Here is a 20,371-nt window from a genome sequence, read left to right on the forward strand (position 1 = left end):
AGAAGCGCGACCAGCAGCAGCAGACCGAGCAGGCGCCGGCCGAACAGGCCGCTCCAGCCGAGGAACAGCAGCCGCGCAGGAAGAAGCGCGACCAGCAGCAGCAGACCGAGCAGGCGCCGGCCGAACAGGCCGCTCCAGCCGAGGAACAGCAGCCGCGCAGGAAGAAACGCGACCAGCAGCAAACCGAGCAGGCGCCGGCCGGCCAGGCGGAACCGGCCAACGACAATCAGCCCGGCGAGCAGGCCAAGCCGCGCAAGAAGAACAGGCAGGACCAGCAGGCCCAACCTGAAGTCGCCCCGGCACCGAAGGAGGCTCCCGCTGGAGAGGCGACGGCCCCTGCCGGCGAACAGCCCGCGGCCCAGGGCGAGCAGCCCCAGGACACGACGAAGAAGCGTGTCAGGAAACCTGTTGGCGAGCAGCCGGCCACAGCCGAGCAGCCAGCCACCGGCGAACAACCGGCCAATGGTCAGACGGCAGCACCGGTACAGGGCGAAAACCCGGTGCAAGGCGAAGCACCGGCCGATCCAAACGCCGCTCCCATCCTGGACAGCCAGAAGGACGCCGAGCGCAGAGGCGGCCGCAAGCAGGGCGACAAGATCGTCCCCCAGGATGGCGAGCAGCAGAATGGCGGGCAAAATGCCCAGCAAGGTGGCGATCAGGGCCGCAAGCCGGTGGCTGCTCCCATCGACCAAGGCCCGCCCCCCACCGACGACAGGGCCGCACAGCAGGAGATCAAGCCCGAGAAGATCGCGCCGGTGACCGAGGAAAAGGGCACACGCGTAGAGCGTGCACCCGATGAGAACGCCCGCGACCGCCGGCGTCCGAAAGGCGTCGACGTCGTCAGGGAACTCGGCGACCGCGTCATCCTGCAGTTCAACAACCAGACGTTCGTCGAGAGCAATGACGCCCCGCGCATGACCCGCGGCGCCAGGAACGTCTATTATGAGGATCTCTCGGGCAATCGCACCCGGGAAATCGTCGAGCGTGACAACGGTGTCCAGATCGTCACCATCCGCAACCGCTATGGCGACGTGATCCAGCGTTCGCGCATTGCGCCGGATGGACGCGAATATGTGCTGAGCTATGTCGATGAGCGGCACTATGAGGACGACAGCGACTGGCGCGATCCCGGCGATGATCTGCCGCCGATGCGGCTGACAATCCCGCGCGAGGAATACATTCTGGACTCCGAGGATGTCGAAGATCCGGACGACTACTACACCTTCCTCGAACAGCCACCGGTGGAGAAGGTCCAGCGCCTCTACTCGATCGACGAGGTCAAACGTTCGGCCCGCGTGCGCGACATCGCACGGCGCGTCGATCTCGACACGCTCAACTTCGAATTCGGCTCGGCCTCGATCTCCGACACCGAGGTGCAGAAGCTCGAGGGCGTCGCCACCGCAATGGAGAAGTTGTTGAAGAAGAACCCGGCCGAGACCTTCCTGATCGAAGGTCACACCGACGCCGTCGGCTCGCCTGAAGCCAACCTCGCCCTGTCAGATCGCCGCGCGGAATCGGTGGCGGAGGCGCTGACCAACGCCTTCGGCATCCCGCCGGAGAACCTGACGACACAGGGCTATGGCGAGGAGTATCTGAAGGTCAATACGTCGGCGCCGAACCGCGAGAACCGGCGCGTTGGCATTCGCCGCATCACGTCGCTGGTGGCACCGGTCGCCAGCAACAATTAGGTCATGATTTCAAAACCATGACCTGGTTTGCGGAATCGGCACGAGAAGCATCCATCCCCGGCACTGCCGGGGGTGGATCAACGCGCCGGGTTCAACAAGAATTGTTCGGGGATTAGACACGGCTCATTGAATCGCGGGCGCAGCCACCCCAGATTCGGCGCTGGGCGTTCCCTGCCCCGTCCCGACTCCAGCGGGACGCATTAAGCCCCGCCGGACGTTGTTTGGCGGGGTTTTTTGTGTTGCAAACGGTGGCGACCTGGCCGAATACGGCCATTGTCCGAGAGATAACCAGCCGGAATCATTCTATGAAGCGTCTCGAACTCGCCATCGAATCGATCATCCTCGCGTCGCGCTGGCTGCTCGTCGTTTTCTATATAGGCCTGGCCCTTGCATTGGCCGTCTATGCGCTGTCCTTCGGCAAGAAGCTTTATGAGTTCATTACCCTGGCGTTCACGCTCGGTGACACCGACACTATCCTCAAGATGCTCGGCCTGATCGATGCCGCGCTGGTTGCCTCGCTGGTGGTGATGGTCATCATCTCGGGCTACGAGAACTTCGTCAGCCGCTTCGACGACCAGGAGGGTGGCGTGCACTGGCTGGGCACCATCGATGTCGGTTCGCTGAAGGTCAAGGTTGCCTCGACCATCGTCGCCATCTCGTCCATCCACCTTTTGCAGGTGTTTTTGAACTCGTCGACCTACACGACCGACCAGTTGATGTGGCTGACCATCATCCACCTCGCCTTCGTCGTCTCGGCCCTCATGCTCGCCTATATCGACCGGCTGATGGGCCTCAGCAAAGGCAAGAAGGATGAGGCGTAAGCAAGCGCCTGCCGGACCTTGAATCATCCCGGCAGGGTTGGCGCCCTATGCTTTGTTTGCGCGAGGCTTTGCCGTGGCTCAGCCACGGCGGATGGCTTAGCTCGACGCTCACAATAACGCGGATCTAGTAGATGCTCTTGATCTTGCTGTCCGTGCGGGCAAACACCTCATCAGGGACAAAGAAATCGCCGGCCAGAGGCCCGGTCGCACCTGGCGCATAGGCTGAAAAATCGCTGACGCCCTCGGCGCGCAGCACCTCCTCGTCGATGTAGAAATTACCTGTTGTCTCGCGCGCGGGGCGCATGAAGATGGCATGCGCGGCGTCGGCCATGATGTCGGGCAAACGGCTCATCGCCGCCACCGTCGCGCCCCCGAGCAGATTGCGCACCGCCGCCGTGTCGATGGTCGAAATCGGCCACAGTGAATTGACGGCGATGCTGTCCTTGGCGAACTCCGCACTCATGCCCAGCGTGCACATCGACATGCCGAACTTGGCCATCGTGTAGGCGACGTGATTCCTGAACCACTTGGCCTTCATGTCGAGCGGCGGCGCCAGATTCAAGATGTGAGCATTTTGCGCCAACTTCAGGTGAGGAATGCACATTTTCGAGACCAGGAAGGTACCGCGCGTGTTGATCTGATGCATCAGATCGTAGCGCTTCATGTCGGTCTCGAGCGTGCCGGTGAGTTGGATGGCGCTGGCATTGTTGACGCAGATGTCGATACCGCCGAATTTCTCCACGGTCCTGGCGACCGCCTCGGCCACTTGTGCCTCCTCACGGATGTCGCACAGCACAGGCAGCGCATTGCCGCCGGCCTGTTCGATCTCTTCAGCCGCCGTATAGATCGTGCCCGGCAGCTTCGGATGCGGTTCGGCGGTCTTGGCGGCGATCGTCACATTGGCGCCGTCACGCGCGGCGCGCAGCGCGATCGCCAGCCCGATGCCGCGCGACCCGCCGGAGATGAACAGCGTCTTTCCCTTGAGCGACATTTCCTTGCGCCTCCCTTGCAACACAACAGGCGCAAACCTTTGCGCGGCGGGCGACCACAGCGCAAGACCCGACACGCTGGACACCGCGTTACGCAGCGTAGGGTTTATGACTAAACCAGCACCAGCCCCTGCCGCATCGCAATGGCAATCGCATCGGTGCGGTTGGCGGCACCGAGCTTGATCAGGATTGCGGCGACATGAAACTTCGCGGTGTGCACCGAAATGTTGAGCCGCCGCGCGATCACCTTGTTTGGAGCGCCCTCGGCCAGCAGCGCCAACACTTCCGCCTCACGCGGCGACAGCGAAGGCCGGGCGGCATGCTCGTCGGAGGCTTCCTCCTCGAACGGCTCGCCATCGCCGGCACGGAAATCCTCATGGCGTCCGCTTCCGCGCTCGCCCGAGACGCGATAGCCGGCCGCGGCCAGCCGCGCCGCCGCGGCGATCAACAAATCGTCCGCGCCAGCGGACATCACGGCCAGCACCTCACCGGCGGGCCACTCGCCGCCAGCGCGTCCGGTCAGCAGCACCCGTGGAATGAGGGCCGGCACGCCATCACCAATGCTGTCGTCAACGATGGCGACGTCGGCTCTTCCACCGCCAGCCACGACCGGCAGCAGGTCATCGCTCGCGGCCAGCGATGCCGCCAGGCGCTCGGCGCGTGACGCATCGCCAAGCGCAATCAGCACCACCAGCCGCCGCGAGACGGCACCGTCATGCATGATCCGGTCGCCGGTGAGCGTGTCCATGGATCCTCTCAGCTCAGCGGCTTTTCGCCGATTGTCAGCGCGACATCGCGCTGTTCGCCGCCGCGCACGACACCGAGCGTCACCGAAGCGCCGGCACTGTCGGGTCCGAGCCTGCGGATCAGGTCCCGCGGGCCGTGCACCGCCTCACCGTTCCACGCCACGATGATATCGCCAAGAGAGAGACCGGCGGCCTTCGCGGGACCATCGTCATCGAGACTCATCACCATCGCGCCGTGCGCGTCGCGGTCGCGTACCGGATGCAGGCCGGCGCCGAGATAGCCGCGCGCGACATGGCCCTTTTCGCGCAAGGTCGCGACCGCCCGCTCGATCGTCTCGTAAGGCATGACCAGCGCCCGGTGGCGCGGTCCGAACAACAGCATGCCGATCAGCGCACCCTTGGCGTCGAGAACCGGGCCGCCCTCGAAACGGCCGCCGGCGCCGACGGCAAGATTGATGCGCCGGTCGATGGTGCCGCCGCGCATCGAGCGCCAGGCCGGGCCGACTTCGCCCACCGAGCCTGAAACAGCCAAAGCGGAACCGTCACTGCTGCCGATGGCAATGGCGATGTTGCCCGGCCGCACCGCATCGGCCTTGGCCAACGGCGCGGCGCTGACGGCCTCCGCCGGCTTCAGCAGGGCAACACCGGTAGAAGGGTCGCGGCCAACCAGCTCGGCCTTCACCGTTTCCCCCGAAGCCAACACCAGTTCGATCTCCTCGCCGGCCTCGACAGCCTCTTCAGCGGTGACGAAATAGCCGTCGCGCCAGTGGAAGGCGCTTGCCGTGCGGTGATGATGCGTGGCGAAGCCAGCCGTTGCCGGCGCGGCCTTGGCGGCGAGATCGGCGACGGCTTGCGAAAACGCGCTCAGATTGAAATCGCTCATAATGGTCTCCTGGGTTCATCCATGCCCCAGATATCGCTCGACAGCGCGTCCGCGGGTACTCGCCTGACGGCTAGTTGCCGGTTTGACTGGCCATCTGGTCAGGTCGCTGCGGTTCCAGCCGCTCCGCACATATAGTCACGATCAAGCCTGAACACACGGAGCCCTCCCATGGCCCTCGCCGTCGCCAAATTCCAAACCGATGATACGCTGCTCGACGCCTATTCGACGACGGTTGCCGACGCCGTCGACCGCATCGGTCCGGCCGTCTGCCGCATCGAGCGCGTTGGCGGTCAGGGCGGCCATGGCTCCGGCTTCGTCATCGCGCCGGACGGGCTGGTCGTCACCAATTTCCACGTCGTCGGCGACGCCAGGACGGTGCGCGTGTCGATGCCGGACGGTGCTTCTCGCGAAGGCCGCGTGCTTGGCCGCGATCCCGACACCGACATCGCGCTGGTGCGCGCCGACGGCAGCTTTGCCGATATCGCACCGTTGGGCGATTCCAAGCGGCTGCGGCGCGGCCAGATCGCCATTGCAATCGGCAATCCTCTGGGCTTCGAATGGACCGTCACCTCGGGCGTCGTCTCTGCGCTCGGCCGCTCGATGCGCGCCTCCACCGGCCGACTGATCGACGACGTTATCCAGACCGACGCAGCGCTCAATCCCGGCAATTCCGGCGGACCGCTGGTGTCGTCGGCCGGCGAGGTCATCGGCGTCAACACCGCCATGATCCATGGCGCGCAAGGCATCGCCTTCGCGGTTGCCTCCAACACCGCCAATTTCGTCATTTCGGAGATCATCCGCTTCGGCCGCGTGCGCCGCGCCTTCATCGGCGTCTCGGCCGACACCGTCAATCTGCCGCGACGCGCTGCCCTGTTGTCGCAAGTCTCGACCAGCACGGCGGTTCGCCTGCGCAGCGTCGAGAAGGACGGCCCGGCGGCCAAGGCCGGCTTGAAGGAGGGCGACATCATCGCCGCAATAGACGGCCGCCCGGTCACCGGCGTCGACGATCTGGTGCGCGTGCTCGACGCCGAGCGCATCGGCCGCGAGACACAATGCACCGTGGTGCGCCGCACCGGCGTCAGCCAGGTGACGGTGACGCCGGTGGCAAGGGCGGGCTGAGGACCGTCACCGTTCCGCAGCCCCCTCCGCGTACTGCGCCAGAAACGCCTCGCTCGGCGGAATCGGCTTGATGACGTCGATCAGCACGCCATTGGGGTCTTTGGTGATGAAATGGCGCTGGCCGAAGGGCTCGTCGCGCAAGGATCGGAGGATCGGCAGGCCGGCGGCAAGGATCCGCTCATAGACCGCGTCCGGGTCGCGAACCTCGAAATTGATCAGCAGGCCCGATGTGCGGCCCCGCCCCTCCTTCGGGATGGTCTCGTGGTCGCCCTGGACGATGCCGAGATTGACGCGTTTGTTGTCCACCGATTGCAGATGCACATACCAATCGCTTTCAAACAGCGGCTGGAAGCCGAAATGCTCGACATAGAACGCCGTCGTGCCGGCGACGTCGCCGGTCATCAGCACCGGGTAATAGCTCGTCGTCTTCATCTTTCCTTCTCCCGTCAATTAACATACAGTCTGCATGTAAATTGAATTAACATACAGGCTGCATGTATGCAACGCGATTCCGCGCGTCGTTCCAACCGTGACCGTACCGAGGCGACGCGCGCCGACCTGATTGCCGCGGCGCGAAAGCTGTTTACGGAAAAATCCTATGCCGAGACCGGCACGCCGGAGATCGCCGCTGCCGCCGGCGTCACGCGCGGCGCGCTTTACCATCACTTCGCCGACAAGCAGGCGCTGTTTGCCGCCGTGGTCGACCAGGAGGCGGCAGCGGTCGCCGAGGAGATCGAGCGCGCCTCGGCGCCATCACTCAATGCCCGCGACGCACTGATTGCCGGTTCCGACGCCTATCTCACCGCCATGCGCACGCCAGGCCGCACGCGCCTGCTGCTGCTCGACGGCCCGGCCGTGCTTGGCCGCGCCGCCATGGACGCGATCGACAACCGCCATGGCAACCGCTCGCTGCGCGAAGGGCTGGTCGCGGCGATGCGGGCGCAAACGATGACGAGATTGCCGGCCGACGCGCTGACCGCACTGCTCGGCTCCGCCTTCGATCGTGCCGCCCTGGCCATCGAGGCCGGTGCGTCAGTTCAGGACTACCGCGCGGTGCTCATAGCACTGATCGATGGCCTGTCTCTTCCTCAGGCACCTCGCCCGGTTCGAACTCGTTGAAGCAGCCGAGCTGGCGCTTGAACTGGTCGATCAGCCAGGCGGCCGCTGGCTTCGGGCTGCGATCGTTGCGGTGCATGGCAAACAGCGGCGAACTCACCTCCCTGAAGGATTCGAGGTCGATTTCGACCAGCCGGCCACTCGCCAGGTCGTCTGCTATCAGCCAGCGCGGCAGCCCGCCCCAGCCCAGCCCCTCGCGCATCAGCATATGCTTGGTGCGCACATCCGTCAGCCGCCAGGTACGGTAGGCGAAGACGCCGAAGTCGCGCCCCTTGGTACGCTCCGACTGGTCGGTGACGACAAGCTGCGTGTGTTCGCGCGCATCCTCGATCGCCACCGGCTTCGGCAGCAGGGCCAGCGGATGGCTGGGCGCGGCGGCCAGCACGATCGACATGAAGCCGATGCGCGCGAGATGCACATCGACATCGCCCAGCAGGCCGCCAATGCCAAGGTCGGCCTGCCCGCTGACGACATGATCGGGGATCAGGCCGAGCGTGCCGATATGCAGGCGCAGCATCACGGTCGGAAACTGCACCTCGAATGCCTTCAACACCCGCACCAGCACCGGCGACGGCAGCGCCGCATCGACCGACAGCGCGACTTCGGCCTCGAGCCCCTGGTGGTGGCCGTCGACGCGCGAGCGGATGCGCTGCAGCACGCCGATCATGCGCCGCGCATCCTCCAGCATCGCCCGGCCGATCTCGGTCAATTGCGGCTCGCGCGTGCCCTCGCGCTCGAACAGTTTCAGCCCCAGCTGCGCCTCGAGATTGGCGATGCCGTAGCTGATCACGGACTGTGCCCGGTTGAGCTTGCGGCCGGCGGCCGAGAAGCTGCCGGCTTCGGCGACTGTCACAAAGATCTGAAGTTGATCGAGCGTCGGGTTGGGCTGCATCGCTATATCTAACTTATAGATGGATCGTATAGAAAATATACCAGTTTATTGAATGGATCGAAAGCCCCATATCTGGCGGGACAAATCATTCCAACCGCTGGAGAGCCCAAAATGTCCATTCTTCTTGTCACCTCAAGCCCGCGGGGCGCCGCCTCGCATTCGACCCGCATCGCTACCGAATTCGCTGAAAAGCTCGTCGCCGCCGATCCGTCGAACACGCTCGTCGTGCGCGACCTCGTCGCCAATCCGCTCCCCCATATCGACGCCGACTACGCCAGCGGCATCTACGTGCCGGCGGAAGCCCGCACTGCGCGCCAGGCTGAAGTCGTCGGCGTCTCCGATGTCGTGCTCGACGAGCTGTTTGCCGCCGACACGGTGATCCTGGCCACAGGCTTCATCAACTTTAACATCTCCTCGACACTGAAGTCCTGGGTCGATCACATCTCTCGTTCCGGCAAGAGCTTTGCCTATGGCGAGAACGGCCCCAAGGGTCTCGTCACCGGCAAGAAGGTCTATATCGTGCTGGCTTCGGGCGGCATCTACTCCGAAGGTGCGGCCGTGCAGTTCGATCACGCCATCCCCTACCTGCGCGGCGTGCTCGGCTTCCTCGGCATGACCGATGTCGATGTCATCCGCATCGAAGGCGTCGGCATGGGTCCTGACGCGGTGACCGCAGCTCTCGCCAAGGCGACCGCCAAGGTCGATGCCGTAGTGGCCGCCAGCCAGGGTGTTGCGGCTGCCGCGTAAAGAGCCAAAATTTGTCCGCTTCGAAAGGCAGGCGTGCGCGCCTGCCTTTTTCGTTCTAGCCGATGAGGTGCCTCAGCAGACCAGCGGCGCTGACTCCGATCAGCACGGTCGGCAGCATGGAAAGCCGCGTGGCGGCTACCAGAGTAACAGCCAGCGCCAGAATATCCGCCGGGGACTTCGACACGAAGGCCGGTGCGATGACAGAGATCAGCACGCAACCAGGCGCGGCTCCCATGACCGCCGTGGCACGCGCGCTGAGTGTGCGGTTGCGCAGCACGACATAGCCGCCGATGCGCGTCAGGTAAGTGACGCCGGCCATCAGCACGATGGTGAGAAAGGTCATTGCGTCGATCATGCATCACCCGCCATCAGCCAAGCCGCGACCAGCCCCGATACCGCGCCGGCGGCGACATACCAGGCGCCGGGAACGAAGAGATAGACCAGTGCTGCCACGACCAGGCTGACCAGCCAGGGTCGCGCCGCCGCCATACCCGTCCACATGCCGCGCATCAGCACCAGGAAGACAGCCGGGAACGCCATGTCGAAACCATAGGCCCCGACGTCGCCGAGCATCGGACCGAGCAAAGCGCCCAACGTGGTGAAGACCACCCAGGTGAGATACATCGCCAGCGCTGCGCCCATATAGTAGCGCGGGCTGAAGGCCGGCGTGATGCCGGCAGCGGTGCGCTGCCTGGCATCGGCCAGGCCCAGCGCCCAGCTTTCATCGCACATAAAGAAAAGCGCCGGAAACACCTTGCGTCGTGGCAGGTGGCGCAGGAACGGCGCCAGTGCCGCACCCATCAGCAGGTGACGGCTGTTGACCAGGAAGGTGATGGCGACGATGAGCACGACGTGCGGCGGCGACGTCCACAACTGGATCGCCGCGAATTCCGAGCCGCCGGCGAAGTTCAGCCCTGTCATGGCAGACAGTTCGACCGTGCTTAAGCCTTTCTGCGTGGCCTGGGCGCCAAGCACCAGCGCATAGGGGATGGTGCCGAACAGCACCGGCGCGCAGGACGCCACGCCACGGCGGAACTCGGATCCCGAACCATTGCCCGCCGCCTCGACTGCCTGTGAAATGCTCATGCGTCTCCCCTGGCGCGCCTCGCGGCCGCCGCTCCCGGGTTGCTTCTGGACTCTTGTGATGTCGGCCGCAAACATAGCGGCACCGGCTCACAATTTGGTTGCGAAGATTGTTGTGTTTCATCAGAATTTGGCATTTGGCGCTACAAAGCCATAAATAGATGGAATCCAGAGCCATGAAACTTGATGAGATCGACAAGCGGATCCTGCGGGCGCTGCAGCGCGACGGCCGCATGGCCAACAACGATCTGGCCAATGAGGTCGGGCTGTCGCCATCGCCTTGCCTGCGTCGCGTGAAGCTGCTGGAGGAGGCCGGTGTCATCGACCGCTACGTCGCCGTGCTCAACCCCGCCAGCATCGGCAAGGGCCTGACCTTCTTCACCCGCATCTGGTTGAAAACGCAGGACGAGGACACGATCGAGCATTTCGCCACCGAAGTCGCCAAGCTGCCGCAGGTGATGGAGTGCTACCTGATGCTCGGCGATTGCGACGCCATGGTGCGTGTGGTGGCGGCCGGCATCGACGATTACCGCCGCTTCCAGTCGGAGCATCTGAGCCGCATCAAGGGCGTGCAGAACGTCAAGACCGACGTCCCCAGCCAGACGATCAAATACACGTCGGAACTGCCGATCTGAGCTACTGAAAACGGCGTCACGTCAAACTGGATAAAAAATGCAACCGGATTGTAGGATCGAACCCGGTGCCGGCGTCCTTCGGGTGCAAGCAGCGCGCAGCGCTGCCCTTAGGCATGGGAGATTTGAATGAGCCTTTCCTATCGTTGGGTCATCGTCGCCGCTGGCGCGCTGATGTCCTGCGTCGCCATCGGGACGATGTTTTCGCTGGCGATCTTTCTCGAGCCGATGGCGATCGACACCAACTGGTCGCGCGCCGGCATTTCGAGCGCCATGACGCTCAACTTCCTGGTGATGGGCCTTGGTGGCTTCGCCTGGGGCGCGATATCGGACCGTTTTGGCGCCCGCATCGTCGTGATGATCGGCGCGGTGCTGCTCGGGCTGGCGCTGGTGCTGGCCAGCCGCGCCGGTTCGCTGCTGAGCTTCCAGGTCACCTATGGCGTGCTGGTCGGTCTCGCGGCAAGCGCCTTTTTCGCGCCGATGATCGCGCTGACCACAGGCTGGTTCGACACCAACCGCAGCCTTGCCGTCTCACTGGTCTCGGCCGGCATGGGCGTGGCGCCGATGACGATCTCGCCCTTCGCCCGCTGGTTGATCTCCGCCTATGACTGGCGCACCGCCATGTTCGACATCGGCATTACCGCCTGGGTGCTGCTGTTGCCGGCGGTGCTGCTGGTGCGCCAGCCGCCGAAGCCCGTCGTGGCCGATACCGGCTCCGCGCCGGTTGCCGAAGGCGCCGGCCTGACGGTCGGCCAGGCGCTGCGCTCGCCGCAATTCATCGTGCTCGGGCTGACCTTCTTTGCCTGCTGCGCGGCGCATTCCGGGCCGATCTTCCACATGGTCAGCTATGCCATGCTGTGTGGCGTCGCCCCCATGGCAGCGGTCTCGATCTACAGTGTCGAAGGCCTGGCAGGCCTCGGCGGCCGACTCTTCTACGGCGTGCTGGCCGACAGGCTGGGCGTCAAGCCGGTGCTGATCGCGGGCCTGGCGATCCAGGCGATCGTGATTGCCGCCTATCTGTCGATCAGCCAGCTTGAGCAGTTCTACATGCTGGCCGTTATCTTCGGTGCCACCTATGGCGGTGTCATGCCGCTCTATGCGGTGCTGGCGCGCGAATATTTCGGCCAGCGCATCCTCGGCACCGTGTTCGGCGCCGCCACCATGCTGTCCAGCCTCGGCATGGCGCTGGGACCGCTTGCCGGCGGCATGGTGTTCGACGCCTACGCCAACTATTCCTGGCTGTTCATCGGCTCGGCTCTTATCGGGCTCGGCGCGGTCGGCATCGCCATCGCGTTCCCGCCACTGCCGCGCAGGGAGTTGCAGCCGGCTTAGCCCGGGTCGATTTCCCAAACCTTGCTGGCCAGGCGCGCAATCAGCCTGGCCCGTTCGGTTCGCCACGGATCCTGTCCCCTGTTTCATCCGTTCCCCCCCTTGCGCGGGGCAGTCCACGGACAACATTTGCACCGTGGGATCTCGACTGAGCTCGCGCATCCAGTCCACGCCAGAGAGGACACCCTGATGGCGGAACATCCGAGTGGAAGCGAAAGCAACAGAATTGCCGCAAGCGCTGTTGCCGACGACGATCCGCGTCTTGCATTCATTTATCAGGAAGCAGTGAGAGGTCTCACGCAACAGCAGACCCTTGTGGAGAACATGAGCACCCGCGCCGGCAGCCTTGTCTTTGCCACCGCATTCGCAAACTCGTTGCTCGGCGGTGCGGCCCTTTCCAATGGGCTTGGGCTCTGGGACTGGACCGCGGTGGCCCTGCTGTTCGGCATCGGCGGGTTGATCGTCTTCAAGCTTTGGCCCTACCACCAATATACATTCCGCTTCGATCCGGAAGAGCTGCTTGATCAATATGTCGACGGCGACAGGCCGACGACGATGTCGGCCATGCGCCGCGCGCTTGCCCTTCGCATCAAGGCGGACGTGGCCGGCAACTGGCGAATTATCCAGCGGCTGCGGGTGGCGCTGCAGATTGCGCTGCTGTTTCTGCTGCTCGACATCCTGGCCTGGCTTTTGGCGATCGCAGGCATTTGAGCCGAAGGCGCGTGGCTCCGCCACGGCCAGGCTTGAATGGCAGGCAACGGTCGATGGATCGAAAAGCTCTCTTGAGCATTTAAGCTTTGGCTAATAGTAACCCCAGGAGAGAACCAATGAAAAAGACGCTGCTCATTTTGAGCCTGCTCATTCCGCTCTCGGCGTGCTCCCGTACCGAACAAGGCGCCGCCGTCGGCGGCTTGGGTGGCGCGGCCGTAGGCGCCGCGGTGGCCGGAGACCCTGTGGAAGGGGCGGTTGTTGGCGGTGCGGTTGGTGCTATAGCAGGGGCCGTCATCGGCCACGCCAGCGAAGCCGGCCAGTGCAGATATCGCGATCGGTACGGCCGGGTTTACGTCGCGCGGTGCCCGAACGGCTACTGATCTCAAGGCGCGTGATCTCCTTCGATCACGCGTCTGCTGGGGGTTAATCGAATGGCCTATCGGATCAAAAAGCTGCTGGGTTTCTTGTGTGCCGTTATCGGCGTTGCCGCGGTGAATGCCGGGGCTTCGGCCGCGCCGGTTGAAGCGAAGACGATTGCCGATCACCTCTCATCGGTGAAATCCATGTCAGGGGATTTCGTGCAGTCGGGCCCGAAAGCGGAAAGAAAACACGGCAGGTTTTTTCTCCAACGCCCAGGCAAGATCCGGTTCAACTATGCAGGCCAATCTGGGGTCAGCGTGATCGCGGATGGCAAATCCCTGGTGGTTTATAACAGGAGACTGAAGACATCGCGGCTTTATGCTCTCTCGAAGACGCCGCTTAAGCTGCTGCTCGACAACAAGGTCGACTTCTCCGGCAGTCGCGTCAAAAGCATCAGAGAAGACGGCGCTCAAGTTACCGTCAAGCTGGCCGACAGATCGGCTTTCGGCAATTCGAACATCTCCATGGTGTTCGACAGAAAATCGCTCGATCTGCGCAGATGGAGCCTCACCGACGAGAAGGGACTTACCACGACGGTGACCATCTCAAATGTGAGGCAGGGCGTTCGCGCTCCCGAGGGCACCTTCGTTATCGATTATGCAGCAAACCGTGAATTCAACACCACAACGAAATAGCCGAAACCGCAGCCATAGTCTCAGCGCCGGAACCAATAGGATCAGCGGCGGTTTAGTCCATGAAGGGACCGGAACCGCAAAGGACGCGGCACAATGATTGAAATTCACAGCATCGAAGCGGCCAACGCCAGACTGCGCATAAGGAGAGCTGAGCGCTCTCTGAAGCGCGCGAATGACTTGCTGGACGAGGAAGGCGGCGTCGCTCTTAACTTGGCATTGTGCGGCCGGATAAGGGCCGCGAGAAGGCATCTGATCGAGGCCAGGACCCGCCTGATGACGATCGATCCCGCCAGGACGAGTTGATCCGCCGGCGGTCGTACGTCAACCCGGACCGAGAGGTCCATCGTGGCGCAAAGGCCCGCATGGTTAGGCAGTGACCTGCTAGCGGTGATCTACCCAAAAATACGGTCGCCCTGCTCGTCGACCAGTTGGATGCCCTTCTTGATCGAGATGTCGACGGCGTCGTCGAGCCCGGCGAAACGGTCGGCACGGATGAATTTGTGTTCCTTCACCACACCGTCGATCTCCTTGGAGACGACGCCGCACGTCTGGTATTGGCCATCCGTCTTGTAGGGCATGGCGCTGATCAGGAAGCCCTTGTGCTCGACCTGCTTGGCCGGCGCTGCGCTCGTTGGCCCAGCCGTTTCGGCTCCGCTGGCGCCACCGCCGAAAAGACGCTTCAGAAAAGACATCGGGCTTCCTCCAACAGCATTCATCCCGCACCATGTAGAGTGACGCGGGATGAATTTCACTATCGGTCCTTGGCCCAGCGGGCAAGGGCTGCGTCCGGTCGGCTGGACGAGCTTACTTGTGCGACAGCGCTTCCAGGGCCTCGGCGGCGGCTTCGAGGATGGCGATCGCCTCGGCCTGCTTGTCGGCCGGGGCGTCGACGAAGTCGCCCAGAGCCGCGCGCAGCCGGTGGCGGACTGCGCGGAATTCGTCGCGCGCTTCCGAACGATCCCCGCGGCTACCCCGGCCGCCACGACGCCCGCCCTCATCGCTCTCGTCGTTCCAGCCGAACCAGTCGCGCGCCTTGGCCATTTTGCGGCCGAAGCGCTCGAGATGGTCGAGCACGCCATCGATCATCTCGCGGTTATCGGCGAGATGCGCCTGGCCAGCTTCGGTGATCGAAAACACCTTCTTGTTGCCGTCGGCGGCGGAGGCGGCATAGCCGGCCTCTTCCAGGAAGGTCAGCGTCGGGTAGACCACGCCCGGGCTCGGGCTGTAGATGCCGCTGGTGCGCTCTTCCAAGGCCTTGATGATGTCGTAGCCGTGGCGCGGGGCCTCGGCCAGCAGCGACAGCGTGATCAGCTTGAGGTCGCCGTCGGCCAGCATGCGCCCGGCGCGGAACATGTCGCCCGGGCCGCCGCGTCCACCGCCGCGACCGCCGTGCCCGAACGGGCCGAAACCGCCGCCCCCTCTGCCACCAAATTTGCCGCCGAATTTGCCGGCCATGTGCATGAACATGCGCTCGCCGAAATGATTGCTCCCAAAATGTTTGTGCATTGATTGCTCCTTGAGTTGTATCTTACGATATATCTTAATTATGCGAGCCAATCGAGAGAGTCAAGATATATCTTACGATGTATCTGAATGCGGCGCCAGAGGCTTGCTTTCACCGGAACGCACCGCTAGAAGGCCCGCGAGCGCCTCGGCTGCTCCGTAAGCGTCTGACGTCAAGCAACGCATCCAACCCCGGTCTTTCCGGGCAATTTTGCCGGTCACCGGCGAATGGATGCCAAAAGCGACGGACCGGATACTTCAGGGAACTCTCAAAATGACTGCAAGACAACAGCGCAGGAAGCTGCCTGCGCGCTATGCCGCTGTTCTTAGCCCGCTGGTGCTGTCGCTGTTGATGACCTTCATCGTCTCGTTCATCTCGACGTTGAAAAGCCTTGGCTTCCACCCGAGCTGCCGTCCATCTGGCTGACCGCCTGGGGGCTGTCCTGGCTGGTGGCGTTTCCGACGCTGCTGCTGGTGCTGCCGGTGGTACGCCGCATCGTCGGCGCGCTCTGCGAGCCGGCCAGCCGATAACTCGCACGAAAAAAGGTCCGGAGATGTCCTCCGGACTTTTGCGCTTCTGGTCATTAATCACGAAGCGCTACCAGCGACCCTTGCGCCGGTTCCAGGCATAGAGAAGGTCGGCGAAACGATCATAGGCAAAGCGTGTCAGCGGCAAGACAACCGGATTGCCGAACACCATCGCCAGCCAGCCCTCGCCCGGCGTGACCTTCCACACGGCGATGGCAACGTCGGCGCCGACCAGCAGCCTGCCCGCCGCGTCGGTGGCGTGCAGCCGGCGGCGGATATCCTCAAGCGACGCGCCATGTCCGGCAAGCGCTGCCGGTTCAAAATTGATGTCTCGGAACTCGATCCGCCCGGCCTTGACCGCTTCGATCAGCCGCCGCTTCTGCCTGCTGATACCGGCATCGCAGACCGGGCAGCGCGTGTTGTACCAGACGGTCAGCATTTATCCGTGGCCATGCCTGTGGTGCAGGTCGGGATAATGCGGATGCCGGTGTCGCATTGGGGCATGCCGGTGCCAATGCGAATGCGGCTCGCTCACCGGCCCGTCATGATGGTGCTGGTGGTGCTCGTCATGCACATGGCTGTGCTCATGCTCCAGTTCCTCATGGTCGTGCTCATGCTCATGGCGCTCCGACAGATGCAGCCACAGGCCAACACCCATCAGAAGTCCGGCGGCCGCAAGCTTGAGCGTGACGGCGTCACCCAGGATGGCGATTGCCAGCAGCGCGCCGATGAAGGGAGCGAGCGAGCAATAGGCCCCCGTCCGGGCGGTACCCAGGTGACGCAGCGCCACGATGAACATCACCAGGCTGACCCCGATGCCGAAGAAACCGACTGCCGCGGTCGCTGCAATGACCGACCCCGGGGGAAACAAAGCACCGCCGGCAAGCGCCAACCCGACATTGACGACACCCGCCACCAGCCCCTTGAGCATGGCGATCACCACCGGGTCGGTGGCGGAGATCCTGCGCGTGAAATTGTTGTCGATCCCCCAGGCCAGACAAGCTCCTGCCACCAGCAGGGCGCCACGGTTGAAGGCTACGCCCTCACCTTGCCACGACAGAAGAACGGCGCCCGCCAGAATGGCGAACGCGCCGAAAAGCAGGCGCCGGTCGACATTCTCGCGATAGACGAGCCAGGCGATCGCCATCGTCGCCAGCCCTTCCAGGTTGAGCAGCAGCGCCGAACTGGACGCCGTGTTGAGGGTCAAGCCGAACATCAGCAGCACCGGCGCGATGATGCCGCCCATGCCGATCGCCAGCGCCAGCCAGGGAATATCCCCAGCGGTCAGTTGCGCCTCCCCGGCCGCGGCCTGCCTGCCCCGAAGCAGGCGGTACAGAGCCAGCCCGAGACCGGCACCGAGATAGAGCAGCCCGGCCAGCATGAAGGGATTGACGCCATTGAGCAGCAGTTTGCTGAGCGGCGGCGTCGCCCCGAACAGGGCGGCCGAGCCAAGCGCGAGTGGCACGCCGGGCCACAGATGCGAATGGGAATGCGGTTCGGACATGATCTCACCCTATGATGGCAGGTGTGTCACTTGCGGCGCATGGCAGCCTTCGGCCCGACGCACTTGTTGTCGCGAAACAGCGCCCACTCCTCGCAAAGGCGCCCATTGGGCAAGCCGCAGAATCCATATTCATTACCGGCCTTGTCCTTCCTGATCACCAGGCGCCCGCCGATCTCGCCACAATGGCCGGATGCCGGATTGGCCATGCCGACCGGTTTTTGCGCACTGGCGCCGACGGAAAACGGCAGCGACGACAAAGCGGCAAAGCTGGCGACCAATATCGAAACCTTCTTCATCGCGATCTCCCCGGCCGCATTCTATCACGGCGAAGCGCCCCGTCTTGCGGCAAAGCGCCACCAGGCCGGCACCAACCAGCGACTTCGAGAAACCCTGCCGATTCCTTCACCCGAGCGAGGTGATGATCTCGCGGTAGGCTAATTCGGGAAAGGCCTTCAGCGTCCGCGTCCTGACATTGCCCGCTGCCGCCAGCATCAGCGAGAAGCGCGCCAGCACCGCGTCGTCGGGGGCTTCGACCACAGCCACCATATCGTATTCGCCCATGGTCAGGTAGAACGCCTTGAACGATCCGCCCATGTCTCCCAGTTGCTTCCTGGCGGCGTCGAGCCGCTTCGGTGACTCGCGTACGTTCCTGGCACCCTGCTCCGTCCAGTTCATCAGCACGATGTAGCTTGTCATGGCACACCTCCCTCCGGGGCCACGGAGCACGGCGGCTTCGCCGGGGCGGGCATCCGGGTTGTCGCCCAGAAAATGCATCCGACACGGAAATTATCCTCCCGAAGGGCCTGGCCCGCAAGAGTGCGTCCCATAACAAAAAAGGGCGCCATCGGCGCCCTTGAATTCTTTGCATCGGTAAGTCTCAGCTATCCAGGAAGCTGCGCAGCTTGCGCGACCTGCTCGGGTGCTTGAGCTTGCGCAGCGCCTTGGCTTCGATCTGGCGGATACGCTCGCGGGTGACCGAGAACTGCTGGCCGACTTCTTCCAGCGTGTGGTCGGTGTTCATGCCGATACCGAAGCGCATTCTGAGCACACGCTCCTCGCGCGGCGTCAGCGAGGCCAGCACGCGCGTGGTGGTCTCGCGCAGATTGGCCTGGATCGCCGCGTCGATCGGCAGGATCGCCATCTTGTCCTCGATGAAATCGCCCAGATGCGAATCCTCCTCGTCGCCGACCGGCGTTTCGAGCGAGATCGGCTCCTTGGCGATCTTCAAGACCTTGCGCACCTTTTCGAGCGGCATGGCAAGCTTTTCGGCCAGTTCCTCCGGCGTCGGCTCGCGGCCGATCTCGTGCAGCATCTGGCGCGAGGTGCGCACGATCTTGTTGATCGTCTCGATCATGTGCACCGGAATGCGGATGGTACGCGCCTGATCGGCGATCGAACGCGTGATCGCCTGTCGGATCCACCATGTCGCGTAGGTCGAGAACTTGTAGCCGCGGCGGTATTCGAACTTATCGACCGCCTTCATCAGGCCGATATTGCCTTCCTGGATCAGGTCGAGGAACTGCAGGCCGCGATTGGTGTACTTCTTGGCGATGGAGATGACGAGGCGCAGGTTGGCCTCGACCATTTCCTTCTTGGCGATCGCCGCTTCGCGCTCGCCCTTCTGCACCTGATTGACGATCTTGCGGAATTCCAGGATCGAGATCGCCGTTTCGGTGGCGAGGTTCTGGATCTCGGCGCGCAGGTCCTTGATCGCATCCTTCTCGTTCTTGGTGAATTCCTTCCAGCCGCGCGATGTCAGATTGCCGATCGAGCGCGTCCAGTTCGGGTCGAGCTCGGAACCCTGATATTCCTTCAGGAACTCTTCGCGGCGCACGCCGTAGCTTTCGGCCAGCCTGAGCAGCTTGCCTTCGTTCTGCACCAAGCGCTTGTTGATGTCGTAGAGCTGCTCGACCAGCGCCTCGATGCGCGCCGTGTTGAGCGACAGCGACTTCACCGCCTTGATCAGCTGGTCCTTGAGCTCCTTCAGCCGGCGGTCCTGGCTGGGCGACAGCGTGCCCGCGGCGGCGAGCCTGTTCTCGACCTGCTGGTCCTGCAGCTTGCGCAGCTTTTTGTAGGTGTCGGCGATAACGTCGAGCGTCTCCATCACCTGCGGGCGGAGTTCGGCTTCCATCGCGGCCAGCGACAGGCTCGCTTCGTCCTCGTCTTCGTCGTCGTCATCCGTCAGCCCACGCGTATCGGCGCCGACATTGGTGATGTCGTCTTCGTCGTCGCGCGAACGGCGCGGCTTGTCCTCGACCTTGGCTTCCTCGACGCGCTCGACCACCGGCGCCTGCTTGGCCTCGGGGCCAGCATAGGTGGCTTCGAGATCGATGATCTCGCGCAGCAGGATCTTGGATTCGTTGAGTTCATCGCGCCAGATGATGATGGCCTGGAAAGTCAGCGGGCTTTCGCACAGGCCGGCGATCATCGTCTCGCGGCCGGCCTCGATGCGCTTGGCGATGGCAATTTCGCCCTCGCGCGACAAGAGCTCCACCGAGCCCATCTCGCGCAGATACATGCGCACCGGATCGTCGGTGCGATCGGTCGGTTCTTTCTTGGTGGTGGTGGCGGCGACCGCGGTGCCGGTCTGCTCGGCCAGCTCGTTGGCGTCTTCCTCGGCATCGGCCGCGGTGTCGGTGGCCTCGGGCTCCTCGCCCTGCTCGTCGTCCTCGACCACGTTGATGCCCATGTCGGACAGCATCGCCATCGTGTCCTCGATCTGCTCGGAGGTCACTTCCTCCGAGGGCAGCACCGAATTCAGCTCGTCCATGGTGACATAGCCGCGCTTCTTGGCGGCCTTGATCATCTTCTTGACAGCATCATCGGAAAGGTCGAGCAGAGGGCCATCGGTGGCGCCTTCGCGTTCGGTTTCGACCTCTTCCTTTTCCTTTGTCGCCATAGTCTTTATCTTCTCCTAGCGGCCGAACTTCAAAGCCGCGTAAGCGGACCAGTCAAATCGGATGCGCTCGCTTATGAAACGCGCTTCACCGGGCCAGTAACTGCATCAACTCGTTTCGTTTGGTGT

The 20,371-nt window shown here is 63.6% G+C and carries 25 protein-coding genes and 1 pseudogene; 12 read left to right on the forward strand and 14 right to left on the reverse strand.

What is annotated here, in order from left to right:
- Together NKI21_RS05940 and NKI21_RS05945 are read left to right on the forward strand one after the other, a co-directional pair.
- Positions 1-1,688 (forward strand): OmpA family protein (locus NKI21_RS05940; protein ID WP_352440469.1); only part of this gene is annotated, 1,688 nt, incomplete at its 5' end.
- A 305-nt stretch (positions 1,689-1,993) separates the two neighbouring features.
- Positions 1,994-2,509 (forward strand): TIGR00645 family protein, encoded by a 516-nt coding sequence (locus NKI21_RS05945; RefSeq protein ID WP_023809644.1) that lies wholly within the window; start codon positions 1,994-1,996, stop codon positions 2,507-2,509.
- A gap of 124 nt (positions 2,510-2,633) precedes the next feature.
- On the opposite strand, the gene NKI21_RS05950 is transcribed toward NKI21_RS05945, so the two are convergent.
- From NKI21_RS05950 to NKI21_RS05960, 3 genes are all read right to left on the reverse strand, one after another.
- The gene (locus NKI21_RS05950) at positions 2,634-3,500 is read right to left on the reverse strand and encodes an SDR family oxidoreductase (protein WP_352440468.1); all 867 of its coding nucleotides are present in this window, start codon (positions 3,498-3,500) and stop codon (positions 2,634-2,636) included.
- 110 nt (positions 3,501-3,610) lie between these two features.
- Positions 3,611-4,246 (reverse strand): helix-turn-helix transcriptional regulator, encoded by a 636-nt coding sequence (locus tag NKI21_RS05955; RefSeq protein WP_352440467.1) that lies wholly within the window; start codon positions 4,244-4,246, stop codon positions 3,611-3,613.
- Positions 4,247-4,254: 8 nt separating this feature from the next.
- Complete coding sequence (locus tag NKI21_RS05960) at positions 4,255-5,127, reverse strand: S1C family serine protease (RefSeq protein WP_352440466.1); 873 nt, start codon at positions 5,125-5,127, stop codon at positions 4,255-4,257.
- Between the two features lie 168 nt (positions 5,128-5,295).
- On the opposite strand from NKI21_RS05960, the gene NKI21_RS05965 reads away from it, so the two are divergent.
- A complete protein-coding gene (locus NKI21_RS05965; protein ID WP_023809650.1) occupies positions 5,296-6,246 on the forward strand; it encodes a S1C family serine protease in 951 nt (316 codons plus the stop codon).
- 6 nt (positions 6,247-6,252) lie between these two features.
- Here the strand turns inward: NKI21_RS05965 and NKI21_RS05970 are convergent, their stop codons facing one another.
- Positions 6,253-6,678 (reverse strand): VOC family protein, encoded by a 426-nt coding sequence (locus NKI21_RS05970; RefSeq protein WP_352440465.1) that lies wholly within the window; start codon positions 6,676-6,678, stop codon positions 6,253-6,255.
- Between the two features lie 66 nt (positions 6,679-6,744).
- On the opposite strand from NKI21_RS05970, the gene NKI21_RS05975 reads away from it, so the two are divergent.
- Complete coding sequence (locus tag NKI21_RS05975) at positions 6,745-7,365, forward strand: TetR/AcrR family transcriptional regulator (protein ID WP_352440464.1); 621 nt, start codon at positions 6,745-6,747, stop codon at positions 7,363-7,365.
- On the opposite strand, the gene NKI21_RS05980 is transcribed toward NKI21_RS05975, so the two are convergent.
- Positions 7,304-8,254, reverse strand: coding sequence for a LysR family transcriptional regulator (locus NKI21_RS05980; protein WP_023809653.1), 951 nt, complete (start codon positions 8,252-8,254; stop codon positions 7,304-7,306). The genes NKI21_RS05975 and NKI21_RS05980 overlap by 62 nt on opposite strands.
- Positions 8,255-8,365: 111 nt before the next feature.
- Between NKI21_RS05980 and NKI21_RS05985 the strand changes: the two genes are divergently transcribed.
- Positions 8,366-9,001, forward strand: coding sequence for an FMN-dependent NADH-azoreductase (locus NKI21_RS05985; RefSeq protein WP_023809654.1), 636 nt, complete (start codon positions 8,366-8,368; stop codon positions 8,999-9,001).
- A gap of 55 nt (positions 9,002-9,056) precedes the next feature.
- On the opposite strand, the gene NKI21_RS05990 is transcribed toward NKI21_RS05985, so the two are convergent.
- Both NKI21_RS05990 and NKI21_RS05995 read right to left on the reverse strand, forming a co-directional pair.
- Entirely contained in the window at positions 9,057-9,356 is a 300-nt protein-coding gene (locus tag NKI21_RS05990; protein ID WP_023809655.1) for an AzlD family protein, read from the reverse strand.
- Positions 9,353-10,087, reverse strand: a complete 735-nt coding sequence (locus NKI21_RS05995; protein WP_352440463.1) for an AzlC family ABC transporter permease — start codon at positions 10,085-10,087, stop codon at positions 9,353-9,355. Before NKI21_RS05995 ends, NKI21_RS05990 begins: the two co-directional genes overlap by 4 nt.
- 173 nt (positions 10,088-10,260) lie before the next feature.
- Here NKI21_RS05995 and NKI21_RS06000 point away from each other — a divergent pair, with 173 nt between their 5' ends.
- The 6 genes from NKI21_RS06000 (at position 10,261) to NKI21_RS06025 (ending at position 14,114) form a co-directional block, all read left to right on the forward strand.
- The gene (locus tag NKI21_RS06000) at positions 10,261-10,719 is read left to right on the forward strand and encodes an Lrp/AsnC family transcriptional regulator (RefSeq protein WP_013530158.1); all 459 of its coding nucleotides are present in this window, start codon (positions 10,261-10,263) and stop codon (positions 10,717-10,719) included.
- A 126-nt stretch (positions 10,720-10,845) separates the two neighbouring features.
- Positions 10,846-12,048: an MFS transporter gene (locus NKI21_RS06005; protein WP_352440462.1), complete on the forward strand. Its 1,203-nt coding sequence runs from the start codon at positions 10,846-10,848 to the stop codon at positions 12,046-12,048.
- A 21-nt stretch (positions 12,049-12,069) separates the two neighbouring features.
- Positions 12,070-12,756, forward strand: a complete 687-nt coding sequence (locus NKI21_RS06010) for a hypothetical protein (protein ID WP_352440461.1) — start codon at positions 12,070-12,072, stop codon at positions 12,754-12,756.
- Between the two features lie 116 nt (positions 12,757-12,872).
- A complete protein-coding gene (locus NKI21_RS06015) occupies positions 12,873-13,136 on the forward strand; it encodes a YMGG-like glycine zipper-containing protein (RefSeq protein WP_127297410.1) in 264 nt (87 codons plus the stop codon).
- A 51-nt stretch (positions 13,137-13,187) separates the two neighbouring features.
- Positions 13,188-13,811, forward strand: coding sequence for an outer-membrane lipoprotein carrier protein LolA (locus NKI21_RS06020; RefSeq protein WP_352440460.1), 624 nt, complete (start codon positions 13,188-13,190; stop codon positions 13,809-13,811).
- 93 nt (positions 13,812-13,904) lie between these two features.
- Entirely contained in the window at positions 13,905-14,114 is a 210-nt protein-coding gene (locus NKI21_RS06025) for a hypothetical protein (RefSeq protein ID WP_127297412.1), read from the forward strand.
- 89 nt (positions 14,115-14,203) lie between these two features.
- Here the strand turns inward: NKI21_RS06025 and NKI21_RS06030 are convergent, their stop codons facing one another.
- Complete coding sequence (locus NKI21_RS06030; protein ID WP_352440459.1) at positions 14,204-14,503, reverse strand: HlyU family transcriptional regulator; 300 nt, start codon at positions 14,501-14,503, stop codon at positions 14,204-14,206.
- Between the two features lie 112 nt (positions 14,504-14,615).
- Positions 14,616-15,317, reverse strand: a complete 702-nt coding sequence (locus NKI21_RS06035) for a PadR family transcriptional regulator (protein WP_352440458.1) — start codon at positions 15,315-15,317, stop codon at positions 14,616-14,618.
- A gap of 271 nt (positions 15,318-15,588) precedes the next feature.
- Here NKI21_RS06035 and NKI21_RS06040 point away from each other — a divergent pair.
- Positions 15,589-15,845 (forward strand): annotated as a pseudogene (locus NKI21_RS06040) (DUF2798 domain-containing protein).
- Positions 15,846-15,912: 67 nt separating this feature from the next.
- Here the strand turns inward: NKI21_RS06040 and NKI21_RS06045 are convergent.
- From NKI21_RS06045 to rpoD, 5 genes are all read right to left on the reverse strand, one after another.
- Positions 15,913-16,281: a thiol-disulfide oxidoreductase DCC family protein gene (locus NKI21_RS06045; protein ID WP_352440457.1), complete on the reverse strand. Its 369-nt coding sequence runs from the start codon at positions 16,279-16,281 to the stop codon at positions 15,913-15,915.
- Positions 16,282-17,346: a DMT family transporter gene (locus NKI21_RS06050; protein WP_352864931.1), complete on the reverse strand. Its 1,065-nt coding sequence runs from the start codon at positions 17,344-17,346 to the stop codon at positions 16,282-16,284.
- A 26-nt stretch (positions 17,347-17,372) separates the two neighbouring features.
- Positions 17,373-17,642 carry a putative hemolysin gene (locus NKI21_RS06055; RefSeq protein WP_352440455.1) on the reverse strand — a complete coding sequence of 90 codons (270 nt, stop codon included), beginning with the start codon at positions 17,640-17,642 and terminating at the stop codon, positions 17,373-17,375.
- Positions 17,643-17,748: 106 nt separating this feature from the next.
- Positions 17,749-18,042: a GYD domain-containing protein gene (locus NKI21_RS06060; protein WP_023809667.1), complete on the reverse strand. Its 294-nt coding sequence runs from the start codon at positions 18,040-18,042 to the stop codon at positions 17,749-17,751.
- 181 nt (positions 18,043-18,223) lie between these two features.
- A complete protein-coding gene (rpoD, locus tag NKI21_RS06065) occupies positions 18,224-20,245 on the reverse strand; it encodes an RNA polymerase sigma factor RpoD (RefSeq protein ID WP_023809668.1) in 2,022 nt (673 codons plus the stop codon).
- Between the last annotated feature and the right edge of the window lie 126 nt (positions 20,246-20,371).

Source organism: Mesorhizobium sp. M0715 (assembly GCF_040320355.1).
Taxonomy (GTDB): domain Bacteria; phylum Pseudomonadota; class Alphaproteobacteria; order Rhizobiales; family Rhizobiaceae; genus Mesorhizobium.